The sequence below is a fragment of the Salarchaeum japonicum genome, assembly GCF_049705945.1.
GTDB classification, from domain to species: domain Archaea; phylum Halobacteriota; class Halobacteria; order Halobacteriales; family Halobacteriaceae; genus Salarchaeum; species Salarchaeum japonicum_A.
The window spans coordinates 1342050-1365588 of sequence record NZ_JBNAMV010000004.1 but is presented as its reverse complement, the minus strand read 5'-3'; the positions used below and the strand labels follow the sequence as shown (position 1 = coordinate 1365588).

Here is a 23539-nt window from a genome sequence, read left to right as displayed (position 1 = left end):
GGCGGGGGACGAAGTTCGCGTGTGTCACGAAGCGCCGTCTCGGTCGTCCGCGAGGTCGTCGCCGAGGCCCAGGACAGCCAGATAACGTTCCTCGCGGCCGCCGTCGCCTACTACGGGTTCGTCTCCCTCATCCCCCTCCTCCTGTTGACGCTCGCCGCCGCGTCCTACCTCGGCGTCGAGTCCGTCGGCGAACAGATAGTCGAACTCGTCGGCAGCCTCCTCACCCCGGAGGGGAGCGCCGCCGTTCGGAACGCCCTTCGGGGCGCGAGCGGCCGCGGGACCGCCACCGTCGTCTCCCTCGTCGTGCTCGCGTGGTCCGGTCTCAAGCTCTTCCGCGGACTCGACGTGGCGTTCGCGCACGTCTACGGCGTGGTCGGCGCACGCCCGCTCGCCCACCAACTGAAGGACGGCGTGCTCGTCCTCGGTGCCATCGCCGCGGGCGTCGTCGCCGCCACCGTCGCCGCCGTCGTCGCCGGGTTCGTCGCCACCGGCCCGTTCGTCGGCGTCGTCGCGTTCTGCCTGCTCGTCGTCACGCTCGGCCTCGTCTTCTATCCCGTCTTCTACATCTTCCCCGACGCCGACCTCACCCCGCAGGAAGCCGTCCCAGGTACCCTGCTCGCCGCCGGCGGCTGGACCGTCCTCACCGTCGCGTTCGAGGCGTACGCGCCGCTCGCCGGGAAGTACCAGGCGTACGGGATTCTCGGCGCCGCGTTGCTCCTCGTGACGGTGCTGTACGTTGGCGGTACGATTATCATGGTCGGGGCGGTACTGAACGCCGTGCTCGCGGGACGAACCGACGAAACCGACGTACACGACGAGGTCGACGAACCGCACTCCGCTCCGGACATCACGGAGATGGAGCGGGAAGTACGCGCGCTCCGCGCCGAACTCGACGCCAAGACGGTGTCGAAGGACGACCTCGAATCGGACCTCAAGACGTACGTCCGCACGCGGATGCGGCGCAACCACGCTCGCGGCTGGGGCCCCTATCTCGTCCTTCTCTACGGGACGTTGATGACGCTCGGCGGGTTCTACTTCCTCTCCGGCGGCTGGGCCATCCTCGCGATGCTCGTCATCTGGCTGTCGACGCTCGGCCTCTACGCGCTCATGTTGCTGTTCGGCGTCGGCCTCAACGCCGCCGGCATCCCCGGCCGGGTCGCGGGCTGGGTGAAGAACCGCCGATAGATGCACGGCACCGGCGTCGCCGACGCGCTCGCTGGAACCGTCCCCGAGGGACTCGTTCCCGTCCTCCGCGCGCTCACCGCGCTCGGCGACCCCGTGCTGTTCCTCGTCGCCGCACCCGTCCTCTACTGGCTCGGCCCCCGATACGACCTCCTCTCGCCCGACCGCGCCGCGCGCCTGCTCGGCGTCGTCGTCGGCGGATTGGCGCTCGTCGTCGCGCTCAAGACCCTATTCGGAGTTCACCGTCCACCCGCCTCGGTTTCACTCGTACACGCGGACGGCTACGGGTTCCCGAGCGGCCACGCGACCGGCGCGACGGTGTTCTACGGTGCGCTCGCTGCCCTCCTCACCGTCGGGCGTCGCAGAACCCGATACGCCGCAGCCGCCGTCGTTGTCGCGGTCATCGCGGTCACGCGGCTCGCGCTCGGCGTGCACTACCTCGCGGACGTTCTCGCGGGCGTCGTCGCCGGAGGTCTCTACATCGCGCTCGCCCTCGAACTCTCGCGCTCCCGAACCGGGAACGCGTTCGCAATCGCGCTCGGCGTCGCCAGCGCCGCAGTCGTACTCGCCTGGACGATGGAGGCCGTAACCGTGTTCGGCGCGGCCGCCGGCGGCACTGTCGGCTGGCAGGTCGCCCGGCATCGAGCGAACCGCCTCCAGAACGTGTCTCCGTCGAGCGTGCTCGCGCTCGCGCCGCTGCTCGCTGTCGGCGGCCTCCCGCTCGCGATAGCGCTCCCGCTCCCGGTCGCGACAGCGGCAGGAATAGTGTTAGGGTTCGGCGTGGTGTGGGTGCCGACGCGCCTCTAGAACGTCTCGAGGTAGCGGTCGAGCTCCCAGTCCGACACCTGAATACGGTAGCCGGTGTGCTCCTCGCGCTTCGCTTCGACGAACTTCTCCGCGATGTGGTCGCCGAGCGTGTCCAGCACGACATCGTTCGACTCGAGGGCGTCGACGGCTTCGCCGAGGTTCGACGGCAGCGTCTCGATGCCGTACTCCTCGCGCTTCTCCTCGTCGAACTCGTAGATGTTCTCCCGAACGGGGTCGGGCGCGTCCAGACCCTTCTCGATACCGTCGAGTCCGGCGGCGATGAGCGCCGCGAACGCGAGGTAGGGGTTACAGGACGGGTCGGGGAACCGCGCCTCGATGCGGGACGCCGCGGGGACGCGGGCCGCGGGCTTCCGGATGAGCGCGCTGCGGTTCCGGTCGGACCACGCGACGTACACGGGCGCTTCGTACCCGGGGACGAGGCGCTTGTAGGAGTTCACGGTCGGGTTCGAGACGGCCGTGATGGCGGGCGCGTGCTCGAGGATGCCCGCGAGGAACTGGTGGGCGGTCTCGGAGAGGTTGAACTCGTCGTCCTCGTCGTGGAACGCGTTCTCGCCGTCCTCGAACAGCGAGAAGTGCGTGTGCATCCCGGAGCCGTTGATCTCCGCGATGGGCTTCGGCATGAATGTCGCGTGCAGGTCGTGTTCGGCGGCGATGGCGCGAACGACCGTGCGGAACGTCGCGACGTTGTCCGCCGTGGTGAGCGCGTCGTCGTACTCGAAGTTGATCTCGTGCTGGGACTCCGCGACCTCGTGGTGGGACGCCTCGATTTCGAAGCCCATCGACTCGAGACCGTTGATGATGTCGCGGCGCACGTCGGACGCGGGGTCCTTCGGCGCGAGGTCGAAGTAGCCGCCGAAGTCCGAGAGTTCGGTGGTGGCGCGACCGCGTTCGTCCTCCTCGAACAGGAAGAATTCGGGTTCGGGCGCGGCGTTCACCGTGTACCCCATCTCTTCGGCGCGGTCGAGGACGTTCTTGAGGACGCGGCGCGGGTCGCCCTCGAACGGCTCGCCCGTCGACGTGTCGATGACGTCACAGATGAGACGGGCAGACGCCGTCTCCTCGCGCTGACGCCACGGCAGGACGGCGAACGTCTCGGGGTCCGGCTTCAGGCGCATGTCGGACTCCTGAATGCGGACGAACCCCTCGATGCTGGAGCCGTCGAAGTAGATACCGTCGGTGAAGGCTTTCTCCGCCTGGTCAGCGGGGACGGAGACGTTCTTCACCGTGCCGAGGATGTCCGTGAACTGGAGTCGGAGGAAGTCGACGTTCTTCTCCTCGATTTCGTCAAGGACGTCCTGTTCCGTCTCGCTCAGCCCGCCGTCCGGAGAAAGGTTCCCTTTTGTCATTGGTTTCGACAGTAAGTGGAGAAAGGTGCCACCATATTAGCGGTACCGGTTGGCGCAATCTCCACCACCCGAGCTCGAACTGGACATTCGTTAAATTCTAAACCCCGGGTGACGTAGTCGGGTTCGATGACGTACGAAAACCTCGACGCGAAACTCATCAACGCACTACTCGGGGACGGTCGCGCCAGCCTCCGCAGTCTCGCGGACGACCTCGACGTCTCCGTCACGACCGTCTCGAACCACCTCAAGGACCTGGAAGACGCCGGCGTCATCGACGGCTACACGCCCATCGTCGACTACGACGAACTCGGCTACGACGTCACCGCCGTCCTCCAGCTCAAGGTTGAGGGGAACAGCCTCCCCGACATCACCGACCGCCTGCGCGCCCACAAGCAGATGGTCTCCGTGTACGAAGTCACGGGCGACTACGACATCTTCGCCGTCGGGAAGTTCCGCGACACCGACGACATGAACAGCCTCATCAAGACCCTGCTCGGCGACGCCGACATCAAGGAATCCAGCACCAGCGTCGTCCTCAACGCCGCCGCCGAACACGAACAGTTCGAACTCGACATCCAGGAGTAACCGAGCGCGTCGCTCTCCAGTTCTCAAAAAACGCGAGAGATAGTCGTCGAGCGGTGCGAACGCGGTCGTGGAGTGGGCTATGGGCCGACTTTTACATCATGCCGCCCATGCCGCCGCCCATGCCGCCCATGCCGCCGGGCGCGCCACCTTCGTCGTCGCCCTTGTCGGTGGAGAGGTCGCCGGCGGAGATGATATCGTCAATTTTGAGCACGAGGTTCGCTGCCTCGGTGGCGCTGCTGAGCGCCTGCTCCTTGGCGTGCGCGGGTTCGACGACACCGGACTCGTAGGTGTCGTCGAGGTCGCCCGTGAGGACGTTCAGACCGGTGTTCTGCTCGCCGGTCTCGTGGGCCGCGCGGAGGTCGACGAGGATGTCGATGGGGTCAAGGCCCGCGTTCTCGGCGAGGACGCGCGGGATGAGTTCGAGCGCGTTCGCGAAGGACTCGACGGCGAGCTGCTCGCGGCCGCTGACGGAGTCCGCGTAGGAGCGGAGGCGGTCCGCGAGTTCGACTTCGATTGCGCCGCCGCCGGGGAGGACGCGGCCGTCCGTGATGGTCTGGGCGGCCACGTCGAGGGCGTCCGTGACGCCGCGTTCGAGTTCGTCGACGACGTGGTCCGTGCTGCCGCGGAGGAGGAGCGTGACGCCGTGCGCCTCGTCGGCGAGGCCTTCGACGTAGAAGAGGTCGTCTTCCGCGTCACGACGGATGCTGCCGCGGCCGAGGTCGGCTGCGGTGAGGCTGTCGAGGTCCTGGACGACGCTGCCGCCGAGGACGTTCTTGAGGAAGCCGATGTCGGACTTCTTCACGCGGCGGAGCGCGAGCACGCCCTCCTTCGCGAGGTAGTGCTGGGCCATGTCGTCGATGCCCTTCTGGCAGAACACCACGTCGACGCCGGTCTCGACGATCTTGTCGACCTTCTCCTGAAGCTGTTTCTCCTCCTGGTCGAGGAAGCTCTGGAGCTGGTCGGGGCTGTCGATGCTGACGGAGGTGTCGGCGTTCGTCTCCTCGACCTCGATGGGTTCGTTGAGGAGGAGCGTGTTCGCGTCGTCGAACTCGCTGGGCATCGAGTCGAGGACGGGGTCCTTGTCGATGGCCGCGCCCTTGAGGAGTTCGGACTCGCCGACGGAGCGACCGGTCTGGGTCTCGATGTTGATGTTCGCCACGTCGACGACGGTGGAGCCGTCCTCGGCGTCGACGGACACCTGATTGAGCGCCTCGTAGAGGAGACCGCTGAGGAGTTCCTTGTCGATTTCGGCGCTCTTGCCCGTCATGGAGGTCTCGGCGACGGAGCGGATGAGCGCTTCGTCGTCGGAATCGACGTCGACGGCGATGTTGTCGACTTCCTCGCGGGCCTTCTCGGCGGCCTGGTTGTAGCCCTTGATGATGGCCGTCGGGTGGATGTCCTGTTCGAGGAGGTCTTCGGCCTCCTTGAGGAGTTCGCCCGCGATGGCGACCGCGGTCGTGGTGCCGTCGCCGGCCTCGTCTTCCTGAGTCTCGGCGACTTCCACGATCATTTCCGCGGTGGGGTTGTCGATGTCCATCTCTTCGAGGATGGTGACGCCGTCGTTCGTGATGGTCACGTCACCCATCGAGTCGACGAGCATCTTGTCCATGCCTTTCGGTCCGAGGGTGGACCGTACGGCGTCCGCAACTGCGCGTGCCGCGGAGATGTTGTGTTCTTGCGCGTCCTTGTCCTTCACTCGCTGGGCGTCATCTCCCATGATGATCATGGGCTGGCCCTGCATACGCTGTTGCTGCGACATAGCTACTCGAATGATTGTTTGTCCTTCTATATAAAACCTTGCCCATGGAGAAGTGAGAACGGCGGCGAGACGCCCCGAGACCCCGAAATTCGTGTTGTGTGTTCACACAGTACACTCGGCGTTTCGGCCGTCCGACCCACCCATCAGTCCTTTCACCGTGCTGTGAGAAGAGCCGGTATGGCGACACTCACGCCGGAGGACGAAGGGAAGTTCCTCGTCGACATCGAGGGAGAACAGCTCGGCATCGTCACCGCCGTCGAGGACAACACCGCCTGGGTCGACCCCGAACCCGGCCTCGGCGAATCCGTGCTCGCGGCCTTCGGCTGGACCGAAAAGGGCGACGACGACTACACCGTGAGCGGGGACGCCGTCGACACCGTCACCGACGAGGAAGTCCGCGTCCACGCGGACATCTGAGCGCGACGACCCGACAGACCGGGAATTTTTCCGCTGCCAGTCACGTCGTACACGTATGGGAACGCGAACGCTCGCTGAGCGCGCCGACTCCCGAGCCGAACTCGCTGTCGCGCTCGTGTCCCGTGTCGCCGCGGGCGCGCTCGCCTGGCTCCTCGTCGGAGCCGGCATGCTCGGCCTCGGATACAGTCTCCTCCGCACGCTCGGTTCCGCACCGCAGAGCGCGGTCGGAACGGCGATTGCGCTCGCAGCATCGCTCGCCGCCGTCGCCATCGGTATCTACGGCCATCCCGGGCTCCGTGAGCGGCTCCACGCCCGCGATAACTGACCGAGCCCCCGGGTTTTACGTCCAGACGCAGACTACCGCCGGACAGACATGTCTGCCCTCCTCATTGTCGTCGGCGTCGTCCTTCTTCTCATCGCCGCGTTCGTCGGCGTCTACGGCCGCCGCCAGCACCGCCGGAGCGCGCTCGTCACCGGCACAGACACGACCGACGTCCGGGACATCCGCGACGAAGGCCGCGTCGAACTGAAAGGAACGATTCGAAGCGAGAACGCGTTCGACTCCCCGATTCGCGGCGACCCCGCGGTGCTCTCCGCGTGGGAAGTCGAGGAGTGGGACGAACGCGGCAGCTCCGACATGTGGGAGACGCGCGCCGAAGGCGTGTACGCGACCGAATTCTCGCTCGACGACGGCACCGGCAGCGTCACCGTCGACATCGGCACGCACGTCGACGACACCTCCACCGGAACCGGCATCGACGAAATCCAGGTGAGCGCCATCGACATCGACCGCTTCCTCTCCGGCGGCGTCACCGTCGACGACATCGTCGCCGACCTCGCCGGCTTCTCCGTCGAGACCTCCGTCCCGCCGGACGCGGAACCGCCCGAGCGCATCGCCGAGTTCATCCGCGGCGAAGGAAGCGTCGGCGAACAGTCCGACTCCATCACGAACGTCATCGACATCGGGAACGCCCACGGCGAACGCCGCTACTACGAAGGCACGCTCGCGCCCGGCGACGACGTCTACGTCCTCGGCCACGCCCGCGCCGCCGCCGACGCCACCCACCCCCTCAAACCCGAGGATGTCGTCGTCGAACCAGCCGACGGCGAGCCCTTCATCGTCTCCGACAAACCCGAAGACGAACTCGCCGAGACCTTCGGCCGCTACAAGTACGCGTACGCCATCGCCACCGTCCTCGCAATCGCCGGCGCTGTCGCCATCGCGTACGGCGCGGGCTTGGTGTGAACGCCTAGCCGAGACTGGGCGTCTCGGTCTCCGGAGAAAACGCCGGGACTGGGATTTGAACCCAGAACCCCGTAAGGGGACACGCTTTCCAGGCGTGCGCTTTGCCATTCGGCCATCCCGGCTTACACCACTTCGTAGCCGACTCCGGCGTTTAAACCCTTCTCATTCGGGCGGCGACGGCGGGGACGGTGGCGGTGGTGACGAGGAAAACCGCGACGGCGACGCCGAGCAGAACGGGGAGGCCGAGGCCGTCGCCGGTGGCGAGGCGATAGCCCTGCGCGAGCACGAGGAACGAGAGCGCGCCGACGAGTCCCCAGACGGCGGCGGCGCGGTTCATCTAGTCGCGGGTGGCGATGGCTTCGATCTCGACGCCGACGCCCTTCGGGAGCGCGCCCGCCTGCACGGCGCTGCGCGCGGGCGGATTGTCCTGGAAGTACTCCTCGTACGTCTCGTTCATCTCGTCGAAGTCGTCGATGTCCGCGAGGAACACCGTCGTCTTGAGGACGTCCTGGGTGGTGAGGCCTTCCTCTTCGAGGATGGCTTTCACGTTTTCGAGGCTCTGGCGGGTCTGCGTGGCGATGGGTTCGTCGTCGAGGAGGTCGCCGTCCGGCGTCATCGGAATCTGGCCGGCGGTGAACACGAGGTCGCCGTCCGTGGTCGCCTGACTGTACGCGCCGACGGCGTCCGGGGCGTCACCGGTGGAGATGATGCGCTTCATACCCGAGAGGACACCGCGAGGCGACTTAAGTTCCCGCGACTAGTCGCCGACCTGATGCCGGCCCGGCACGAACCGTGGGTATGGACAGGTGGAGCGCGGGCGGCGTTCTCGCGGGACTCGTCGGACTGGCTGGCGTCGCGGGGTCGCGCGAGCGGGCGCGCGGAATTCCGTTCAGTCCCGTCGACGGCGGCCGACGCATCGGTTCTGACTTCCCAACTCGCGCGGGCCTCGTGGACGACGACGCGCCCGTTCCCGACGGCGAGATGGACGACTTCCACGGGTTCGCGCGACCCGACTTCGACACCGACCGCGTCGCGCCCGGAATCCGCGCGTTCTACGAGGAGACCGCCGACCACGCGATGACCTACCGCGCGCGATGGCACCGGCCGTTCCGCACCGGCGCGCGCCTCGCCGCGCCCGTGACGACCCGCATCCAGCAACTGAACCTCCCCGCACCTGGCGACGACGAACCGAGGAAACTGGAGAGCCACTTCGTTCCCATCGACCCCGAGCGCGACCCGCGGCCGGGCGCGCGAGCGTGGGTCCGAACCGACCCGGACACCGGCGAAGCGGTGTTCGTCGCGCTCTACGCCCACCACGCAGACCACGGGCCTGCTGGCTCACGAACCCCAGAGCGCTACGTGAACATCGCCGCACCGCTCCCGGGCGGAAACCTCTCGACCGTACTCCACCTCGACGCGTTCGCGACGGACAGCGCGCGGGGCGACGGCCTGCGGTTGACGACGCGTGCTTCCGGCGACCCCGGTCTCTACTGGGTGCGGGACGGCACGGGGTTCTGGCTGCCGATGGAACAGACGTTCACGGTATGGCCGGCGGACGCGTCGGGCGCACCGGACGCGCCCGGGGAAGACGTGGGCGTGGTGGCGACCCACGAGATGTGGTTACTCGGCGGGAAGTTCCTCACCGTGACGTACGGAATCGCGCGGCGTTAGACGAGGATTTCCACGTCGTAGCCGCGGTCTCGGAGGCTGTCGAGGAGTTCCTCGACGTGGTCTTCGCCGCGGGTTTCGAGGTCGAGTTCGACTTCGGCGGCGTTCATCGCGATGTCGCGGTTGGTGCGGTCGTGCTGGATGGCGTAGATGTTCGCGCGCGCGTCGCTGAGCACTTCGATGAGGTCGTCGAGCGCGCCGGGGCGGTCCTTGAGCACGGTGCGAATCTTGATGTAGCGGCCGCTCGCGACGAGGCCGCGCGTGATGACGGTGGTGAGGAGGTTGAGGTCGATATTCCCGCCGCAGAGCGCGGGGACGATGACTTCGTCTTTCTCGTAGACGAACTTGCCTTCGAGGAGCGCGGCGAGCGGAACCGCGCCAGCGCCCTCGACGAGCGTCTTCCCGCGTTCGAGGAGCATCGTGACGGCGCTCGCTATCTCGTCGTCGGTCACGGTGACCACGTCGTCCACGCGCTCGCGGATGACGGGGAACGTCTTCTCGCCGACCCGCCGTACGGCGATGCCGTCCGCGATAGTGTCGACGGAGTCGATGGCCTCGGGACCGCCTTTCCGGAGGGAGTCCGCGACGGTCGACGCGCCCTCGGCCTGCACGCCGATGATGCGCGTGTCCGGGCTTCGGGCCTTGATGGCGGTGGAGATGCCGGAGATGAGGCCGCCGCCGCCGATGGGGACGACGACGGTCTCGACCTCCGGGAGGTGGTCGAGGATTTCGAGGCCGATAGTGCCCTGGCCCGCCATCACGCGCTCGTCGTCGAACGCGTGGACGTACGTCCGGCCCTCTTTGGCTTCGAGTTCGTGCGCGCGCTCCTGGGCGTCGTCGTAGTCAATACCGTGTAGGACGACTTCCGCGCCGTAGCTCCGCGTGGCCTTGATCTTCGAGATGGGGGCGGTCTCGGGCATCACGACCTTCGCGTCCACGTCGGACCTGCTGGCCGCGAGCGCGACGCCCTGCGCGTGGTTGCCCGCGCTGGCGGTGACGACGCCCGCGTTCGCTTCCTCGTCGGAGAGCGTGCGGATGCGGTTCGCGGCGCCCCGGATCTTGAACGACCCGGTGCGCTGGAAGCACTCCAGTTTCAGGTGGACCTCCGCGCCGGTGATGTCGGAGAACGTGTGCGAGTAATCGAGCGGTGTGTGGCGGGCGACGTCGCTCACGCGGTCCTCGGCTTCGAGGACGTCCGCGAGTTCGAGCATACCGGGGAGAGAGCAGGGGCTACAGTAAGAATAGCGGTATAGGGGAGAGGAGCGTGTGACTCCACTCGACCCGAGGACCGCTCGACGCATAAACCCGTGGGAAGCGGAGTGAAAGTGAAACTGGTGGGTGGTGGACGCGGGTGCCGGTTCCGGTAGCGTAAACACCCTCGGCGCTGTCGCTGGACGTAGTGCGTTCGCATCGCGCGGTCTGGAAGCGCGTCCTCTCGCTCGCGTGGCCGGTGATGACGGAGCAGACGCTCCGCACGCTGATGCGGACCGTGGACATCGTCGTCACCGCGACGTTCAGCCCGGTCGCCGTCGCCGCCATCGGCCTCGCGGACCTCTACGCGCGCTTCCCGCTCCGCGTCGGCCTCGGACTGGGCGGCGGCGCTATCGCGCTCTCCAGTCAGGACACGGGCGCGGGCGCCGACGCGAACCGCGACGAAGCCATCAGTCAAGCCATCCTCATCGGCGTGCTCACCGGCCTCCCGTTCGTCGCGTTCGGCGTCCTCCTCGGCGCGCCCGCCATCGCCGCGCTCAACGCCCCCAGCGAGGTCGCGCGACTCGGCGGCGCGTACCTCGCCATCGTCCTCGCCACCGCGCCCGCCCGCCACGTCGCGCTCATCGCCGCGCGCGCCCTCCAGGGAACCGGCGACACCCGCACCCCGATGTACGTCAACGTCGTCGCGAACACCCTCAACATCACCGGCTCCGTCGTGCTCGGCCTCGGCCTGTTCGGCGCGCCCCGCCTCGAAATCGTCGGTGTCGGCGTCGCCACCGCCGCCGCGAACGTCCTCACCGCCGCCAGCCTCGTCGGCATGCTCGCCAGTCCGTGGACGACCGCGAGCCTCGTCCGACCGCGGGGGTGGATAATCACGAAACAACTCCTCGTCGTCAGCGCGCCGAAGGTCGCCGAAGGGTTCGCGTCCGCGCTCGCCGAGTTCCCCTTCAACGCCATCCTCCTCGGGTTCGGCACGCCCGTGAACGCCGGGTTCCAGATCGGCCGCCGGATGTACCAGCAGGTGACCGGCCCGCTCTCCCGCGGCTACAACGTCGCCGCGAACGTCGTCGTCGGCCAGTCGCTCGGGGACGGCCGTCCCGACGACGCGCGCTTCCAGGGATGGAGCGTCGCCGCGCTCGGTCTCGTGACGGTCGGCGCCATCGGCCTCGCACTCGTGGTTCTCGCGGACGCCTTCGTCCGCCTGTTCGCGAGCGACCCCGAGACCGTCCATTACGCCGTCCGGTTCGCGCAAGTGTACGGACTGACCGCGGGCTTCCTCGTGGCGTTCAGCGTGCTCTCCGGCGCGCTCCAGGGCGCGAGCGAGACGCGCGTCCCGTTCGTCGCGCGAACCACCGGAATGGTCGGCGGGTTCCTCGGCGTCACCTACGTCTTCGGCGTCCTCTTCGACTACGGCGCGCTCGCCGCGTACGCGGGCGTCGGCGTCGCCTACGTCTGGATGGCCGCCGTCGTCGCCTGGGGGTTCCGGGACGGCGACTGGGCCGCCCGCGCCGCCGACATGATGGACGAGCGCGCCACCGCCGTCGACTGAACGTTTATACGGTGAGGAGCCCCAGATGCTGGTATGGACGTACTCTCTCGCGTCGGCATCGGCGCAGCGACCGTCGACACAGTCTTCCCCTCCGACACCGTCACCGCGGGCGACTCCGTGGACGTCGAGGTCCGCGTCAGCGGCGGCGACAGCGAACAAGAAGTCGAAGGCATCTACTTCGCGCTCGAAACCCGCTACCACACCGAGGACGGCTACGACACCGGCGTCGTCTCGAAACAGCGCCTCACCGAGTCGTTCACCATCGACCCCGACGACGACCGCACGTTCGACGCCACCATCGACATCCCGTACGACACGCCGGTGACGCTCGGCCGCACCAAGGTCTGGGTGGAGACCGGTCTCGACATCGACTGGGCGCTCGACCCGGACGACACCGACCACCTCCAGGTCGAACCCGGCGACCGCCTCGGCGCAGTTCTCGACGCCTTCGACGCGCTCGACTTCACGCTCCACGAGGCCGAACCCACCGCCGCCGGCCGCGGCGTCTTCAGCCACCACTTCGTCCAGGAGTTCGACTTCCGCCCCCGCGGCGGCGACTTCGCCGGCGACGTGGACGAAGTCGAAGTCACTGCCCGCCCGAAAGCCGACAGCCTCGACCTCATCGTGGAAGTCGACCGACGAGGCAGCGCGTTCGCCGAACTCGCCGACGCCGACGAGCGCTACGAGCGCCTCACCGTCACCGACACCGACGGCCTCGAAACCGAACTCCACGACATCATCCAGCGACTCGCAGAATAGCCGCCTCGCTCCCTCTTATCGAAGATTGAGAAAATACCGCGAGTACCTACGTTACCGTTCGTCGATGGGCGTCCAGTCGTTGTCCTCGTCGCCGATGTAGCGACCGCGGGGGCGAATGAGGCGGTTGTCCTCCTGGTATTCGAGGACGTGGCCGACCCAGCCGCCGACGCGGCTCATGGCGAAGATGGGCGTGTAGAGGTCGAGCGGGATGCCGAGCTGGTAGTAGACGGTGCCGGAGTAGAAGTCGACGTTGGGGGCGAGGCCCTTCTCGTCGAAGTTCTTCTCCTCGATGAGGTACTGCTCGATGTCGTGGGCGATGTCGTACCACTTCTTCGCGCCGCTCGCCTCGCCGAGGTCCTTGGACTTGCGTTCGAGGATGACGGCGCGCGGGTCTTTGACGTTGTAGACGCGGTGTCCCCAGCCGGGGACGCGGAGGCCGTCCGCGATGGCGTCGTCCACCCACTTGAGGGGGTCCTTGCCGGACTCCTCGACTTCCACGAGGAGTTCCATGACGTCCTGGTTCGCGCCGCCGTGGAGGCTGCCGGAGAGCGCGCCGATGCCGCCGGTGACGGAGGAGTACATGTCGGCGAGCGTGGACGCGATGACCATGCTCGTGAACGTGGAGGCGTTCAGGCCGTGGTCGGCGTGGAGCGTGAGCGCCATGTCGAACGTCTCGGCGGCCACGTCGTCGGGTTCCTCACCGGTGAACATGTAGAGGAAGTTCGCGGCGTGCCCGAGGTCTTCGCGGGGTTCCACGACATCCTCGCCGCGGCGGAGGCGGTCGTAGGCCGCGAGGATGGTCGGAATCTTCGCGGTGATGCGGCGGCCCTTCCGGAGGCTCGCATCGAGGTCTTCGGGGTCGGCGTCCGCTTCGGGTTCGAACGCGGACAGCTGGCTGACGGCGGTGCGGAGCGCGTTCATCGGCGCCTCGTCCGCGTTCACGAGGTCGCGGAGGAGGTCGACGACGGCGTCGTCGATATCGCGCTCGGCGGCCATCTCGGACTCGAACTCGTCGAGTTCCTCGCGGGTCGGGAGTTCGTCGTGCCAGAGGAGGTAGAGAACTTCCTCGTAGCTCGCGTTCTCTGCGAGGTCCTCGATGGTGTATCCACGATAGACGAGTTTGCCCTCGTCACCGTCGATGTAGCTCAACGAGGACTCGGCGACGAGCACGCCCTCGAGCCCCTTGTGGAGTTCGTCTGCCATAGCCACGGGTTTTTCGCGGTCTTTCAAAAGGATTGTCTATTAGGGAGCGCGCGAGGGTTTTTATCCGCGGACGCTGAATCCGGGGATATGAGCGGACGCGTCGAGTACGAGCCCGCGAGCGTGAAGGACCTCCTCGCGGAGATGAAGGACACGGCGGAACTCCTCATCGACCTCTCGTACTCGGCAGTCCTCCACGGGAGCGACGACGTGGCCGAGGAAGTGCTCGCGCTGGAGGAACGCATGGACGTGCTGCAGATGCGGGCGCGGATGAGCGTGATGCTGGCGGCGCGGAACCCGGAAGAGGTGGAGTCGCTCGCGCCCGTACTCGGTATCACTGGGGCGGCGGAGAAGGTGAGCGACGCCGCCGGAGATATCGCGAAGGTCGTGCTGGAGGACATCGGACTGCCGGAGGCGATTCGCGCGGCGCTCCCGGAGGCCGTGGAGACGCTGGTGCGCGCGGAATTGACCGCGGGGTCGGCGTACGCGGGCCGGACGCTCGCGGACGTGAACCTCGAGACGGAAACCGGCGTGCGCGTCATCGCCGTGCGGCGGGGCGGCGACTGGATTCTCAACCCCGACCGAGAGACGACGCTGGCGGCGGGCGACGTGCTCCTGCTGCGCGGCCCGGAAGAGACCATCGGCGACGTAGTCGAGACCGCGACGGGCGAGCCGTACGAGCCGCCGGAGCCCGTGGAACCGGAGATAGCGGACCTCGAACGCGCCGTGGACTCGCTCGTGTTGATGAAGAACATGAGCGAACTCGCGGTGGACCTCGCGTACGGGAGCGTGCTGTTCGACTCCACCGAGATAGCCGGGGAGGTCGTGGAACTCGAAGCGGAGGTGGACGCGCTGAAGTCGCGCTTCGAGGCGTGGACGCTCCGCGCGGCCGCGGACGTTCCCGACCCGGTTCAGTTGCGCGGGCTGGTGCACCTCGCAACCGCGACGGAGGTCATCAGCGACGCGGCGCTCGAAATCAGCGAGGGCGTGCTCAGGGGACTGGACACGCACGTCGTCGTGCAGGAGGCCGTCGAGGAGTCGGACGAAGTTATCGTTCGACAGCCAGTCAACGCGGGGAGCGCGCTCGACGGAACCACGCTCGGCGAGCGCGCGGTGAAGACCGAGACGGGGATGCGCGTCATCGCGGTGCGCCGCCCGAACAGGGAGGACGCATGGGTGGTGCAGCCCGGCCCAGATACGCCGCTCCACGCGGGCGACGTGCTGCTCGCGAAGGGCACCCGTACCGGCGCGGAACGCCTCGACGCGCTCGCGTCAGCGTAACCGCGCTCTCCGGGGATTCTCCGGGACCGAACCAATCAATACCTTCCAGCGGCGGATTGTAGGTAATGACTACGCTGGGCTCCGCGAGCGCCGAGCCGGGGGAGGCCGGGTTCGGCCGCCTCGATGTCGGCGAGACGCGGGACGGAACAACGGTCGGGCTTCCCGTCGCCGTCATCAACGGCGCATCCGATGGAAAGACGCTGTACGTGCAGGCGGCGAGCGACGGCGACGAACTCAACGGCGTCGGCGTCGTGAACCGCGTCGTCCCCCAGCTCGACCCCGCGGAGCTCGCGGGGACGGTGCTCGTCGTCGGTATCACGAACTGGCACGCGTTCCAGGTCGCGGAGCACCGCAATCCCGTCGACGACACGAAGATGAATCGCGCGTACCCCGGCGAATCGAACGGCTCGTCCTCGGAGCGCATCGCGCACGCGACGTTCAAGGCCGCGAAGCGCGCGGACCTCGTGCTCGACCTCCACCAAGGTTCCACGAGCCGGATGCTGAACGAGGTGCGGGTGCGGTGCGGCCGCCGCCATCGCCTCCACGACGAGTGCCTGACGCTCGCGAAGGTGTTCGATTGCGGGCACGTCCTCGACCAGAAGGGACCGGACGGCCAGCTCGCGCGCGCCGCGCCCGACGAGGGCATCCCGACCATCGACCCCGAACTCGGCGGCGCAGTGGGCTGGGACGAGGAATCCATCGAGTACGGCGTCACGGGCGTGTTCAACGTCCTCGAACACTACGGCTTCCTCGACGGTGACGCGGAGCCGGAGTCGCAGACGCGCGCGAAGCGCTTCGACCGCTACGGCGCGCCCGCGGGCGGTATCGTGAACTTCGAAGCGGAACTGGGGGACGACGTGTCGACGGGCGACGTGTTGTTCCGGGTGACGGACGTGTTCGGGTCGCTGAAGGCGGAGGTCGCGGCGCGCAGCGACGGCGTGTTCTGGCGGTCCCGACGGCTTCCGCAGGTCGCGACCGGCGAGTACGTCTGCTCGGTCGGCACGACTATCGACACCGTATGACTCTGGAGTGCCGGTCGTGCGGTCGAACGTACGCGGCGGGCGCGGACGAGCCGTGGCGCTGCGACTGCGGACACGCCCTCGACTTCGCGAACCGCACGCTCCCCGACCCCGGCGAGGTCGACGCCTCGCGCGGCCTCTGGGCGTTCGCTGACTTCCTTCCAACGACGCCCGAGGTGACGCTCGGCGAGGGATTCACACCTCTGACCGACGCAGCCGACTGGGACGCCGAGTTCAAACTCGACTTCGTCTTCCCGTCGGGGAGTTACAAGGACCGCGGCGCGACCGTCCTGCTCTCGCGCGCCGCGTCCCTCGGCGTGGAGCGCGTGCTGGAGGACTCCTCGGGGAACGCGGGCGCGGCGGTCGCGCAGTACGCCGCGCGCGCCGGCATCGACGCGGACATCTACGTGCCGGCGGACGCGAAACCCTCGAAACTCCGCGCAATCGAGGCCGCGGGCGCGACGCCCGTGAGAGTCGAGGGGTCGCGGGGCGACGTGACCGACGCCTGCATCGACGCCGTGGAGGCGGGCGAGGGCTGGTACGCGAGCCACGCCTGGAATCCGGGATTCTACGCGGGCACCGAGACGTTCGCGTACGAACTCGCCGTACAGCGCGACATGGACGTACCGGACGCCGTCGTCCTCCCGCTCGGCCACGGCACGCTCTTCCTCGGTGCCTACCGGGGGTTCCGGCGACTCCGCGACGCGGGCTGGACGGACTCCGTTCCGCGGCTGTACGGCGTGCAGGCCGCGGGCGTCGCACCCATCGCGAACCGCCTGCACGCGGACGAGGGCGGCGAGAACAGCGTGGCGGACGGCATCCAAATCGCTGACCCCGCACGTGCCGGCCAATTACTCGACGCCATCAAGGCCACGAACGGCGACGCCATCGCGATGGACGCCGACACCACCCGCGAGGAACTGGAGCGCCTGCACGACCACGGGTTCTACTGCGAACCGACGAGCGCCGTCGCGCCCGCCGGCCTCCGCGCGTACCGCGAGCGCGGCGACATCGGGGCGGGCGAGGACGTGGTGGTGCCGCTCACGGGGAGTGGACTGAAGACGTGATTCCCGCGTACTGTCCGCGCTGCGGAACGGAACTCGGCGAGCGGCGCGTCGACGGTCGGAGCCGGAAGTGGTGTCGGAACTGCGAGCGCCCCGTGTTCCGGAACGCCGTCCCGTGCGCGGACGTGACGGTTGTGGACGGCGACTGCGTCCTCCTCGTGGAGCGCGCAGTACCGCCGGACGCGGGGTCGTGGACGATACCGGGCGGTCACCTCGAAGTCGAGGAAGACCCCCGGGAGGCCGCGGTCCGGGAACTCCAGGAGGAGACCGGTCTCCGGGTGAATTCCGCGGCGTTGGCGCTGCTCGAAGCAACACAGCTAGATGTCGTCGACGGGAAACACGTCGTCTCGACGGCGTACGCCGCGCGCGCCGCGGACGTCTCGGGAACGCCGACCGCTAAGGACGACGCCGCGGCCGTCGAGTGGGTGGACCGCGACCGCGTCGAGGACCGGTGGACGCGGCCGCACGTCGCGCGGCGGGTGGCGGCCGCGGTCGAAGAAGTGCGCTAGCGGCAGTTGGCGAGCGAGACGAACGCGTCTCCTTTCGCGGTGAGCCACGTCGTCACGTCGTCCTCGGGGGCATCAGCGGGAGATACGGTACACTCGTCGCCGCCCGGGTAGGACTGGACGCGGCAGACGAGGTCGAACCGCGGCCAGCGCTGGCTCGCCCGGGGTAGTTCGCCGCGTTCGGCGCACGTCGTAGCGTCGTCGGCGTCGGCGCCGCTCATGCGGCCACCTCCGCCGTGGGTGCGACAGTCGAATCGCGCATCAGCTACCCGATGTTTCACGCCCCCAGTATTTACACCCACCTATTCAACCGCGAAATTAAAATCGAAAGCCTACAAAACCCGTCCGGAATCGGCCCGAACGCATATATGTGGAAACGAACGCGACGAGGAGTCCTCGTTCGTCAAATCACCGCTACCCTTCCGGATGTGTCGGCGCGTCGAACCCGCCGCGCACGAGCGGTTTGGCGACGTGGCGGCGCGCACAGGGCGGGACCTCGTACCAGCCGGGCGCGAGGTCGCGGCGCAGCGGCCGCTCGACCTTCCCTGGGGCAGTAGTGTCGCAGTCCCGACACCGATAGCCCTGGTCGCGGCCCGCGGACTTCATCCGGTTCCCGCAGTCGGGACACGTCGGCGTCACGCGCTCCACGGACACCAAGGCGTCCACGCGGAGCTTTTCGAGTTTGAGCGTGCCGTCGCTGACCTCACCACAGGCCAGCACGCGGTCACCGGGTCGGAGCGCGCGCACTCGGTCACGGAACCGCTTCGTCGGCTCGAACGCCGCACACGACAGCGTCTCACCGCCGTCCTCGAGCGTAACGAAGACGTGGCCGCCGCGTCGGGTCTCCGGGTCCGACGCGACGGTTCCCGCCACGCGGTACGCGCCGCCGTCCTCGATTTCCGAGAGGGGCGCGTCCCGGAGGTGAACGTCCGTTCCCTGGTTCGTGACGAACGTCCGCGCGGCGTGCACGGGTTCGGACTCGATGGGTTCGGAGACTTCGCGGACTGCTTCGGGGCTGTCGCCGCGAATCCCGTGGAGGACGGGGCCGGGCGTGTGCGGGACGCAGACCGCCTCGCCCTCACCCCGGTCGACGGTGTCCCAGACTGCGGGGTAGCCCGCGTCCGCCGCAGTGAACACGGACTCGTGGGAGAACTCCCGCGGGGTTCCCCAGCGGTCGGGCCGACGGTACGAGATGCGCTCGTACGTCCAATCGGGGAACGCGCGCCACGAGCCGATTGCGGCGAGCGCGCCGATACGACCGCGGCCGCCCCGCCAGCCCTCGTGGCGATAATCGAGGTCGTCGGCGAGCGCGAGCGCGTCTTCCAAGTCGAGGAGGTCGTGGACGGCGTTCCACGCGAACTCGCTCGCGGGCGCGCCGTCGTCGGGCGCGACCACGACGCCCGGTTGGGTGTTCGGGTCGTCGACCTCGGCCGCGGCGCTCACCACGTCACGGGCGGCGTCGAACGCCCGGTCGGGGTTGGCGTCGGTGTGTATCGCGAGCGCGGCGTTCCCCCGCGTCTTGTGCGGCGCGGCGGGGTTCAGACGAACGAGGAGCACGCGCTCGACGGGGAACCCCGCGGATTCGAGGCGCTCCGCGACCTCGTGGGCGGCGTACGTCGTGCACATCCCGCGCTCCCGGGAGTCCGTGTCGTCCAAGCCGACGATTGTCACACGTTCCGTTCTCTCGCGGCGGATTAACAGCTTTCGGACGCTCTCCCGGCGGCACAACGCATAAATGCGCAGAACGGCTTATTTCAGGGTATGTCACGGTCGGCTCTCATCGAGAACGTTACCGCGATGCTCGCGGACGCCGGGTTTTCGGTGAGCGACCGCGCCACCATCCGACCGAAGAGCTTCGACATCGCCGCCCGTCGCGGCGAGGACGTCGTGCTCGTCAAGATACTCGCGAACATCGACGCGTTCGACGCCCCCACCGGCGCGGAGATGCGGCGGCTCGGCCACTACCTGAACGCGACACCGCTCGTCATCGGCCTGCGCAGCCGCGACGAGGAACTCGAACACGGCGTGGTCTACTTCCGGCACGGCGTTCCCGCCATCAGCCCGGACACCGCGCTCGATTACTTCCTCGAGGGCGTCCCACCGCTCATCTACGCCGCACCCGGCGGTCTCTACGTGAACATCGACGGCGACGTGCTCGCCGACGAACGCGAAGAACAGGGGTTGAGTCTCGGCCAGCTCGCGCAGGAACTCGGCGTGTCCCGCCGAACCGTCTCGAAGTACGAGGACGGGATGAACGCAAGCATCGATGTGGCCGTCCAGCTCGAAGACCTGTTCGGGGATTCCCTCACCAGTCCCGTGAACGTGATGGACGGCGCAGAAGACGTTCGGGACGCCGAACCGACGCCCGAGGACCCCGAGGTCGACCCCGCCGACCAGCCCGTTCTCACCGTTCTCACCCGGGTCGGGTTCGACGTGCATCCGACGACGCGCGCGCCGTTCAAGGCCGTGAGCGAGGACGAACGCGAACCCAGCCTCCTCACTGGGAACTCCGACCTCACCGAGGCCGCCGTGAAGCGCGCGCGCATCATGGCGAGCGTCGGCCGCATCACACACACGCGCTCCGTTTACTTCGTGGATAAGTCCAAGCAGACGTCCATCGACGGCACCGCCATCATCGAACGCAGCGAGGTCGAGGACATGGACGACCCCGAGGAGTTCCGCGACCTCCTCAAGGACCGCGGCGAACCCAACGAAGCATAGACCTCTCGTTCGCGCGGCTTACTGGCCGTACTGTTTCTCCAGGTAGTCGACGATATCGTCGCTTTCGGGCATTCCGTCGATTCCGTTGGCCTCGTCCACGAGGACGGGGACGCCGGTCTGGCCGCTGACTTCCTCGACTTCGGTGCGCTCCGAGTGCGAGGAGGGGACGTCGATCTGTTCGTAGTCCAAATCGAGTTCGGCGAGCTTGTCTTTGACTTTCGCGCAGTACGGGCAGCCGGGAAGGTTGTAGAGCACCAGTTCGCTCATATCGGGGAGAAGGGCGTGGAGGACTAAGAGCGGTGGGGTAGGGGCGTTACGCGACGGTGCTCTGGAGGATACCACTAGTACGGACGAAGAAGTAGACGACGAAGGCGGCGGCGAGCAGCCACTGGCCCAGGCTGACCTCGTCGTACTCGCCGACGGCGGTCTTGACGATGGGGAAAGAGACGATGCCGGCGGCGATGCCGTACGCGATAGAGTAGGTGAAGGGCATCACGAGGATGGTGAGGCCGGCGGGGATGGCGTACGTGAGGTCGTTCCAGTCGATGCCGGTGACGTTCCCGAGCATGATGACGCCGATGACGACGAGCGCGATGTGGCTCGCGTACTGGGGAATGATGGCGGCGAACGGCACGAACACCAGGCTGACGAGGAAGAGGATGGCGATGACGAGCGCGGTCATCCCGGTGCGGCCGCCTTCCTCGACGCCCGTTGCGGATTCGATGTAGGCGGTGACAGTGGAGGTGCCGAGCATGCCGCCGACTGTGGTGCCGACTGCGTCCGCCATGAGGGACTTGTCGGCGTCGGGGAGGTCACCGTCCTCGTTGAGGAAGCCGCCGGCCTGACCGACGCCGACGAGGGTGCCCGCGGTGTCGAAGAAGTCGACGAAGAAGAACGTGAAGACGATGAGCGCGAAGCTCAGGGCTTCGACGTTCTGGAAGCCCTCGATGAACGCGCCGGCGAGCGGCGTGATGTCGTACTGGGCTTCGGGGAGTTGGTTCCACTCGAAGCCGGAGGTGGTGACGAAGTCGGCCGCGAGGTTGCCGCCGCCGTAGCCGGCGAGGGTGAGGGCGACGCCGGCGACGGTGGTGCCGATGATGCCGAAGATGATGCTGCCGGTGACGCCGCGGGCGTAGAGCGCGAACGTGAAGAAGAGGCCGACGATGGCGAGGACGGCGACGGGGTTCTGCGCGAGGTTGCCGAGCGAGACGGCGGTCGCGGGGTCGGTGACGACGACGCCCATCGCCTGGAAGCCGATGAGCGCGAGGAACAGCCCGATACCGGTGCCGACGGCGAACTTCACGGGTTCGGGGAACAGCTGGATGACGTACTCGCGGGCGCCGATTGCGGTGAGGACGATGAAGAGCACGCCCTCGGTGACGACGGCGGCGAGCGCGGTCTGCCAGGGGACGCCGAGCGCACCGACGACGGTGAACGCGAAGAAGGCGTTCAGGCCGAGGCCGGGCGCTAAGCCGAACGGTCGGTTCGCGTAGAACGCCATCACGAGTATCGCCGCGGCGGACGCGAGGATGGTGACGACGGCGAGCATCTGCACCGTCTCGGCGTACGTGTAGCCCTCGACGACGAACCCGCCGAACTCGTCGCCCTTCTTGGCGAGCGTGGCGGGGTTGACGACGATGATGTAGCTCATCGCGAGGAACGTGGTGATTCCGGCGATGGTCTCTGTCCTGAGGTCCGTGTCGTGTTCGTCGAACCCGAAGTAGTCGGCGAGGGTATCAGCGAGTCCCATGATGCACGTTCGGGGATACACGACAGACTTTACTTAAACGTTACCACACAGTTGTGCTAGACGTGCAATAACTGGCTTCTATCGAACCGAAAACAGCACGTTCGTGATTATTTCTCGAACTCGGTGAGGGTGCCGACCGGCGCGTCCGTGCGCTCGCGAGCGCGCTCGACGCCCTCGTCACCGACCGCGATGAGCGTGAACACGCCCGCCACGTCCGCCTCCGCGGTCGCCGCGATGTCGAGGAGGAGTTCCTGCGTCTCGCCCGACCGAATGAGGTCGTCCACGACCAGCACCGACTCGCCCGCGGAGAGCGCCGACGCCGGAAGGTAGTAGGTGAGTTCGATGCCGGAGTCGAGTCGCTGGCGCGCCTCGATGAACTCGTCCACCGCCGTCTCCTTCGACTTCTTCGCGTACGCACACCGCGCGTCGAAGTAGGACGCGAGCGCCGCCGCGAGCGTGATGCCGTCCGTCGCCGCGGTCAGCACCACGTCCGGCTGGCCGAAGTCGTACGACTCCGCCGCGACGGGCGCGACGAGGTCGAGGAAGGACTGGTCGAACACGACGCCGGAGTTGTCCACGTAGCCCTCGTCGTCCACGGAGACGCGGGCTTCGAGTTCGTCGCGGAGCGTCTCCGTCCCGACGCCCTCGACGACATCGCGGGCGCGGTCCGCGCTCGGGAGGACGTGGCCGTTCACGTACCGGTTCAGGTCGCCCGCGGGGAGTCCCGTCTCCGCCGCGAGTTCGTCGTACGTGCGCGTCTCCTTGAGGGTTCGGAGAACCGATACCGCCTGCAACTGGAGGGTCGCCTTCTCGGCGCGATTCATACCCCTATTCACGATTCCACAAGTATGAATAACTCGGATTCGTTCAGCCGAAAAAGCCGCACGTCCGCGCGCTTATCGGTCCGCGTCCGCGAGCAGTTCCTCGGCCGTCACCAGCGCTTCGAGTTCGAGGTCGTGTTCCGCGAGCAGGTCGTTCCCGCCCTCCTCGCGGTCGACGACGACCAGCACGCGGTTCACTTCCGCACCCGCGTCGCGGAGGGCTTCGGCGGCGTCGAGCGCCGACTGGCCCGTCGTCGCGATGTCCTCCACGATCACGACTTCCTCGCCCTCGGAGAGCCGGCCCTCGATGCGGTTTCCGGTGCCGTACTCCTTCGCCTGCTTGCGCGCGATGACGTACGGGTTCCCGGTTTCGACGCTCGTCACCGCCGCGAGCGGCACGCCGCCGAGCGCGACGCCGCCGAGTTTCTCGTCCTCGACGAGGGCCGCGAACTCCTCCGCGATGAGGCGGAGACAGCCGGGGTCGGTCTCGAACAGGTACTTGTCCACGTAGTATTCGGAGGTGCCGCCGTGCGACAGTTCGAACTCCCCGAATTTCACGGAGTCCGCGTCCCGCAGCGCGCGAATGAGGTCGTCGTTCGCCATTACCGAGAGAATCGGGAGGACGG

At 67.7% G+C, this 23539-nt stretch carries 26 protein-coding genes and 1 tRNA gene; 14 read left to right on the top strand and 13 right to left on the bottom strand.

Going from position 1 to position 23539, the window contains the following annotated elements; translation table 11 throughout:
* Positions 1–21 precede the first annotated feature (21 nt).
* Positions 22–1185: a YihY/virulence factor BrkB family protein gene (locus ACOZ4O_RS09010; protein WP_424524976.1), complete on the top strand. Its 1164-nt coding sequence runs from the start codon at positions 22–24 to the stop codon at positions 1183–1185.
* A complete protein-coding gene (locus tag ACOZ4O_RS09005) occupies positions 1186–1989 on the top strand; it encodes a phosphatase PAP2 family protein (protein ID WP_424524975.1) in 804 nt (267 codons plus the stop codon).
* Here ACOZ4O_RS09005 and glnA read toward each other — a convergent pair.
* A complete protein-coding gene (glnA, locus tag ACOZ4O_RS09000) occupies positions 1986–3356 on the bottom strand; it encodes a type I glutamate--ammonia ligase (protein WP_424524974.1) in 1371 nt (456 codons plus the stop codon). The two genes, ACOZ4O_RS09005 and glnA, sit on opposite strands and share 4 nt — an antisense overlap.
* Before the next feature lie 126 nt (positions 3357–3482).
* On the opposite strand from glnA, the gene lrp reads away from it, so the two are divergent.
* The gene (gene lrp, locus ACOZ4O_RS08995; protein WP_424524973.1) at positions 3483–3941 is read left to right on the top strand and encodes an HTH-type transcriptional regulator Lrp; all 459 of its coding nucleotides are present in this window, start codon (positions 3483–3485) and stop codon (positions 3939–3941) included.
* 91 nt (positions 3942–4032) lie between these two features.
* Here lrp and thsB read toward each other — a convergent pair whose 3' ends face one another.
* Positions 4033–5700, bottom strand: coding sequence for a thermosome subunit beta (gene thsB, locus ACOZ4O_RS08990; RefSeq protein WP_424524972.1), 1668 nt, complete (start codon positions 5698–5700; stop codon positions 4033–4035).
* Positions 5701–5877: 177 nt separating this feature from the next.
* On the opposite strand from thsB, the gene ACOZ4O_RS08985 reads away from it, so the two are divergent.
* From ACOZ4O_RS08985 to ACOZ4O_RS08975, 3 genes are read left to right on the top strand one after another with little or no spacing between them, the layout of a single operon-like run.
* Positions 5878–6117, top strand: coding sequence for a hypothetical protein (locus ACOZ4O_RS08985; protein ID WP_424524971.1), 240 nt, complete (start codon positions 5878–5880; stop codon positions 6115–6117).
* A 55-nt stretch (positions 6118–6172) separates the two neighbouring features.
* Positions 6173–6442 carry a hypothetical protein gene (locus ACOZ4O_RS08980; protein WP_424524970.1) on the top strand — a complete coding sequence of 90 codons (270 nt, stop codon included), beginning with the start codon at positions 6173–6175 and terminating at the stop codon, positions 6440–6442.
* A gap of 48 nt (positions 6443–6490) precedes the next feature.
* Positions 6491–7363: a GIDE domain-containing protein gene (locus ACOZ4O_RS08975; RefSeq protein WP_424524969.1), complete on the top strand. Its 873-nt coding sequence runs from the start codon at positions 6491–6493 to the stop codon at positions 7361–7363.
* A 40-nt stretch (positions 7364–7403) separates the two neighbouring features.
* On the opposite strand, the gene ACOZ4O_RS08970 is transcribed toward ACOZ4O_RS08975, so the two are convergent.
* From ACOZ4O_RS08970 to ACOZ4O_RS08960, 3 genes are all read right to left on the bottom strand, one after another.
* A tRNA-Ser gene (locus ACOZ4O_RS08970) sits at positions 7404–7485 on the bottom strand.
* Between the two features lie 29 nt (positions 7486–7514).
* Entirely contained in the window at positions 7515–7700 is a 186-nt protein-coding gene (locus ACOZ4O_RS08965; RefSeq protein ID WP_424524968.1) for a hypothetical protein, read from the bottom strand.
* Positions 7701–8081: a Rid family detoxifying hydrolase gene (locus ACOZ4O_RS08960; RefSeq protein ID WP_424524967.1), complete on the bottom strand. Its 381-nt coding sequence runs from the start codon at positions 8079–8081 to the stop codon at positions 7701–7703.
* A gap of 80 nt (positions 8082–8161) precedes the next feature.
* Between ACOZ4O_RS08960 and ACOZ4O_RS08955 the strand changes: the two genes are divergently transcribed.
* Complete coding sequence (locus ACOZ4O_RS08955) at positions 8162–9034, top strand: hypothetical protein (protein WP_424524966.1); 873 nt, start codon at positions 8162–8164, stop codon at positions 9032–9034.
* On the opposite strand, the gene ilvA is transcribed toward ACOZ4O_RS08955, so the two are convergent.
* Positions 9031–10242 carry a threonine ammonia-lyase gene (ilvA, locus tag ACOZ4O_RS08950; protein ID WP_424524965.1) on the bottom strand — a complete coding sequence of 404 codons (1212 nt, stop codon included), beginning with the start codon at positions 10240–10242 and terminating at the stop codon, positions 9031–9033. The two genes, ACOZ4O_RS08955 and ilvA, sit on opposite strands and share 4 nt — an antisense overlap.
* A 242-nt stretch (positions 10243–10484) precedes the next feature.
* Between ilvA and ACOZ4O_RS08945 the strand changes: the two genes are divergently transcribed.
* Positions 10485–11792, top strand: a complete 1308-nt coding sequence (locus tag ACOZ4O_RS08945; RefSeq protein WP_424526160.1) for an MATE family efflux transporter — start codon at positions 10485–10487, stop codon at positions 11790–11792.
* Positions 11793–11825: 33 nt separating this feature from the next.
* Complete coding sequence (locus ACOZ4O_RS08940) at positions 11826–12551, top strand: sporulation protein (RefSeq protein WP_424524964.1); 726 nt, start codon at positions 11826–11828, stop codon at positions 12549–12551.
* 51 nt (positions 12552–12602) lie between these two features.
* Here the strand turns inward: ACOZ4O_RS08940 and citZ are convergent, their stop codons facing one another.
* The gene (gene citZ / locus ACOZ4O_RS08935; RefSeq protein ID WP_424524963.1) at positions 12603–13754 is read right to left on the bottom strand and encodes a citrate synthase; all 1152 of its coding nucleotides are present in this window, start codon (positions 13752–13754) and stop codon (positions 12603–12605) included.
* A gap of 87 nt (positions 13755–13841) precedes the next feature.
* Between citZ and ACOZ4O_RS08930 the strand changes: the two genes are divergently transcribed.
* From ACOZ4O_RS08930 to ACOZ4O_RS08915, 4 genes are all read left to right on the top strand, one after another.
* Complete coding sequence (locus ACOZ4O_RS08930) at positions 13842–15032, top strand: potassium channel family protein (protein WP_424524962.1); 1191 nt, start codon at positions 13842–13844, stop codon at positions 15030–15032.
* A gap of 65 nt (positions 15033–15097) precedes the next feature.
* Positions 15098–16054 carry a succinylglutamate desuccinylase/aspartoacylase family protein gene (locus ACOZ4O_RS08925; RefSeq protein ID WP_424524961.1) on the top strand — a complete coding sequence of 319 codons (957 nt, stop codon included), beginning with the start codon at positions 15098–15100 and terminating at the stop codon, positions 16052–16054.
* Positions 16051–17118 (top strand): pyridoxal-phosphate dependent enzyme, encoded by a 1068-nt coding sequence (locus ACOZ4O_RS08920; RefSeq protein WP_424524960.1) that lies wholly within the window; start codon positions 16051–16053, stop codon positions 17116–17118. The genes ACOZ4O_RS08925 and ACOZ4O_RS08920 overlap by 4 nt, the downstream gene beginning before the upstream one ends.
* Positions 17115–17624 carry an NUDIX domain-containing protein gene (locus ACOZ4O_RS08915; protein ID WP_424524959.1) on the top strand — a complete coding sequence of 170 codons (510 nt, stop codon included), beginning with the start codon at positions 17115–17117 and terminating at the stop codon, positions 17622–17624. The genes ACOZ4O_RS08920 and ACOZ4O_RS08915 overlap by 4 nt, the downstream gene beginning before the upstream one ends.
* Here the strand turns inward: ACOZ4O_RS08915 and ACOZ4O_RS08910 are convergent.
* Both ACOZ4O_RS08910 and ACOZ4O_RS08905 read right to left on the bottom strand, forming a co-directional pair.
* Positions 17621–17842 (bottom strand): DUF7511 domain-containing protein, encoded by a 222-nt coding sequence (locus tag ACOZ4O_RS08910; RefSeq protein WP_424524958.1) that lies wholly within the window; start codon positions 17840–17842, stop codon positions 17621–17623. The genes ACOZ4O_RS08915 and ACOZ4O_RS08910 overlap by 4 nt on opposite strands.
* 193 nt (positions 17843–18035) lie before the next feature.
* Positions 18036–19292, bottom strand: a complete 1257-nt coding sequence (locus tag ACOZ4O_RS08905) for a TiaS agmantine-binding domain-containing protein (protein ID WP_424524957.1) — start codon at positions 19290–19292, stop codon at positions 18036–18038.
* A gap of 90 nt (positions 19293–19382) precedes the next feature.
* Here ACOZ4O_RS08905 and ACOZ4O_RS08900 point away from each other — a divergent pair, with 90 nt between their 5' ends.
* A complete protein-coding gene (locus tag ACOZ4O_RS08900) occupies positions 19383–20342 on the top strand; it encodes a transcriptional regulator (RefSeq protein ID WP_424524956.1) in 960 nt (319 codons plus the stop codon).
* Positions 20343–20360: 18 nt separating this feature from the next.
* Here ACOZ4O_RS08900 and ACOZ4O_RS08895 read toward each other — a convergent pair whose 3' ends face one another.
* The 4 genes from ACOZ4O_RS08895 to pyrE form a co-directional block, all read right to left on the bottom strand.
* Positions 20361–20609 carry a glutathione S-transferase N-terminal domain-containing protein gene (locus ACOZ4O_RS08895; protein ID WP_424524955.1) on the bottom strand — a complete coding sequence of 83 codons (249 nt, stop codon included), beginning with the start codon at positions 20607–20609 and terminating at the stop codon, positions 20361–20363.
* Positions 20610–20655: 46 nt separating this feature from the next.
* Positions 20656–22092 (bottom strand): NCS2 family permease, encoded by a 1437-nt coding sequence (locus tag ACOZ4O_RS08890; RefSeq protein WP_424524954.1) that lies wholly within the window; start codon positions 22090–22092, stop codon positions 20656–20658.
* A 107-nt stretch (positions 22093–22199) separates the two neighbouring features.
* A complete protein-coding gene (locus ACOZ4O_RS08885; RefSeq protein ID WP_424524953.1) occupies positions 22200–22916 on the bottom strand; it encodes a phosphoribosyltransferase family protein in 717 nt (238 codons plus the stop codon).
* A gap of 72 nt (positions 22917–22988) precedes the next feature.
* A complete protein-coding gene (gene pyrE / locus ACOZ4O_RS08880) occupies positions 22989–23516 on the bottom strand; it encodes an orotate phosphoribosyltransferase (protein WP_424524952.1) in 528 nt (175 codons plus the stop codon).
* Positions 23517–23539: the final 23 nt, after the last annotated feature.

Excerpts from the sequence above, each read along its gene's own strand:
- ACOZ4O_RS08920 (WP_424524960.1), top strand. The coding sequence starts at position 16,051 with ATGACTCTGGAGTGCCGGTCGTGCGGTCGAACGTACGCGGCGGGCGCG.
- ACOZ4O_RS08895 (WP_424524955.1), bottom strand. The coding sequence starts at position 20,609 with ATGAGCGAACTGGTGCTCTACAACCTTCCCGGCTGCCCGTACTGCGCG.
- ACOZ4O_RS08985 (WP_424524971.1), top strand. The coding sequence starts at position 5,878 with ATGGCGACACTCACGCCGGAGGACGAAGGGAAGTTCCTCGTCGACATC.
- ACOZ4O_RS08885 (WP_424524953.1), bottom strand. The coding sequence starts at position 22,916 with ATGAATCGCGCCGAGAAGGCGACCCTCCAGTTGCAGGCGGTATCGGTT.
- ACOZ4O_RS08940 (WP_424524964.1), top strand. The coding sequence starts at position 11,826 with ATGGACGTACTCTCTCGCGTCGGCATCGGCGCAGCGACCGTCGACACA.
- ACOZ4O_RS08975 (WP_424524969.1), top strand. The coding sequence starts at position 6,491 with ATGTCTGCCCTCCTCATTGTCGTCGGCGTCGTCCTTCTTCTCATCGCC.
- ACOZ4O_RS08900 (WP_424524956.1), top strand. The coding sequence starts at position 19,383 with ATGTCACGGTCGGCTCTCATCGAGAACGTTACCGCGATGCTCGCGGAC.
- ACOZ4O_RS08960 (WP_424524967.1), bottom strand. The coding sequence starts at position 8,081 with ATGAAGCGCATCATCTCCACCGGTGACGCCCCGGACGCCGTCGGCGCG.
- lrp (WP_424524973.1), top strand. The coding sequence starts at position 3,483 with ATGACGTACGAAAACCTCGACGCGAAACTCATCAACGCACTACTCGGG.
- thsB (WP_424524972.1), bottom strand. The coding sequence starts at position 5,700 with ATGTCGCAGCAACAGCGTATGCAGGGCCAGCCCATGATCATCATGGGA.
- ACOZ4O_RS08930 (WP_424524962.1), top strand. The coding sequence starts at position 13,842 with ATGAGCGGACGCGTCGAGTACGAGCCCGCGAGCGTGAAGGACCTCCTC.
- ACOZ4O_RS08910 (WP_424524958.1), bottom strand. The coding sequence starts at position 17,842 with ATGAGCGGCGCCGACGCCGACGACGCTACGACGTGCGCCGAACGCGGC.
- ilvA (WP_424524965.1), bottom strand. The coding sequence starts at position 10,242 with ATGCTCGAACTCGCGGACGTCCTCGAAGCCGAGGACCGCGTGAGCGAC.
- ACOZ4O_RS08925 (WP_424524961.1), top strand. The coding sequence starts at position 15,098 with ATGACTACGCTGGGCTCCGCGAGCGCCGAGCCGGGGGAGGCCGGGTTC.
- citZ (WP_424524963.1), bottom strand. The coding sequence starts at position 13,754 with ATGGCAGACGAACTCCACAAGGGGCTCGAGGGCGTGCTCGTCGCCGAG.
- ACOZ4O_RS08980 (WP_424524970.1), top strand. The coding sequence starts at position 6,173 with ATGGGAACGCGAACGCTCGCTGAGCGCGCCGACTCCCGAGCCGAACTC.
- ACOZ4O_RS08965 (WP_424524968.1), bottom strand. The coding sequence starts at position 7,700 with ATGAACCGCGCCGCCGCCGTCTGGGGACTCGTCGGCGCGCTCTCGTTC.
- pyrE (WP_424524952.1), bottom strand. The coding sequence starts at position 23,516 with ATGGCGAACGACGACCTCATTCGCGCGCTGCGGGACGCGGACTCCGTG.
- ACOZ4O_RS08955 (WP_424524966.1), top strand. The coding sequence starts at position 8,162 with ATGGACAGGTGGAGCGCGGGCGGCGTTCTCGCGGGACTCGTCGGACTG.
- ACOZ4O_RS08890 (WP_424524954.1), bottom strand. The coding sequence starts at position 22,092 with ATGGGACTCGCTGATACCCTCGCCGACTACTTCGGGTTCGACGAACAC.
- glnA (WP_424524974.1), bottom strand. The coding sequence starts at position 3,356 with ATGACAAAAGGGAACCTTTCTCCGGACGGCGGGCTGAGCGAGACGGAA.
- ACOZ4O_RS09005 (WP_424524975.1), top strand. The coding sequence starts at position 1,186 with ATGCACGGCACCGGCGTCGCCGACGCGCTCGCTGGAACCGTCCCCGAG.
- ACOZ4O_RS08945 (WP_424526160.1), top strand. The coding sequence starts at position 10,485 with ATGACGGAGCAGACGCTCCGCACGCTGATGCGGACCGTGGACATCGTC.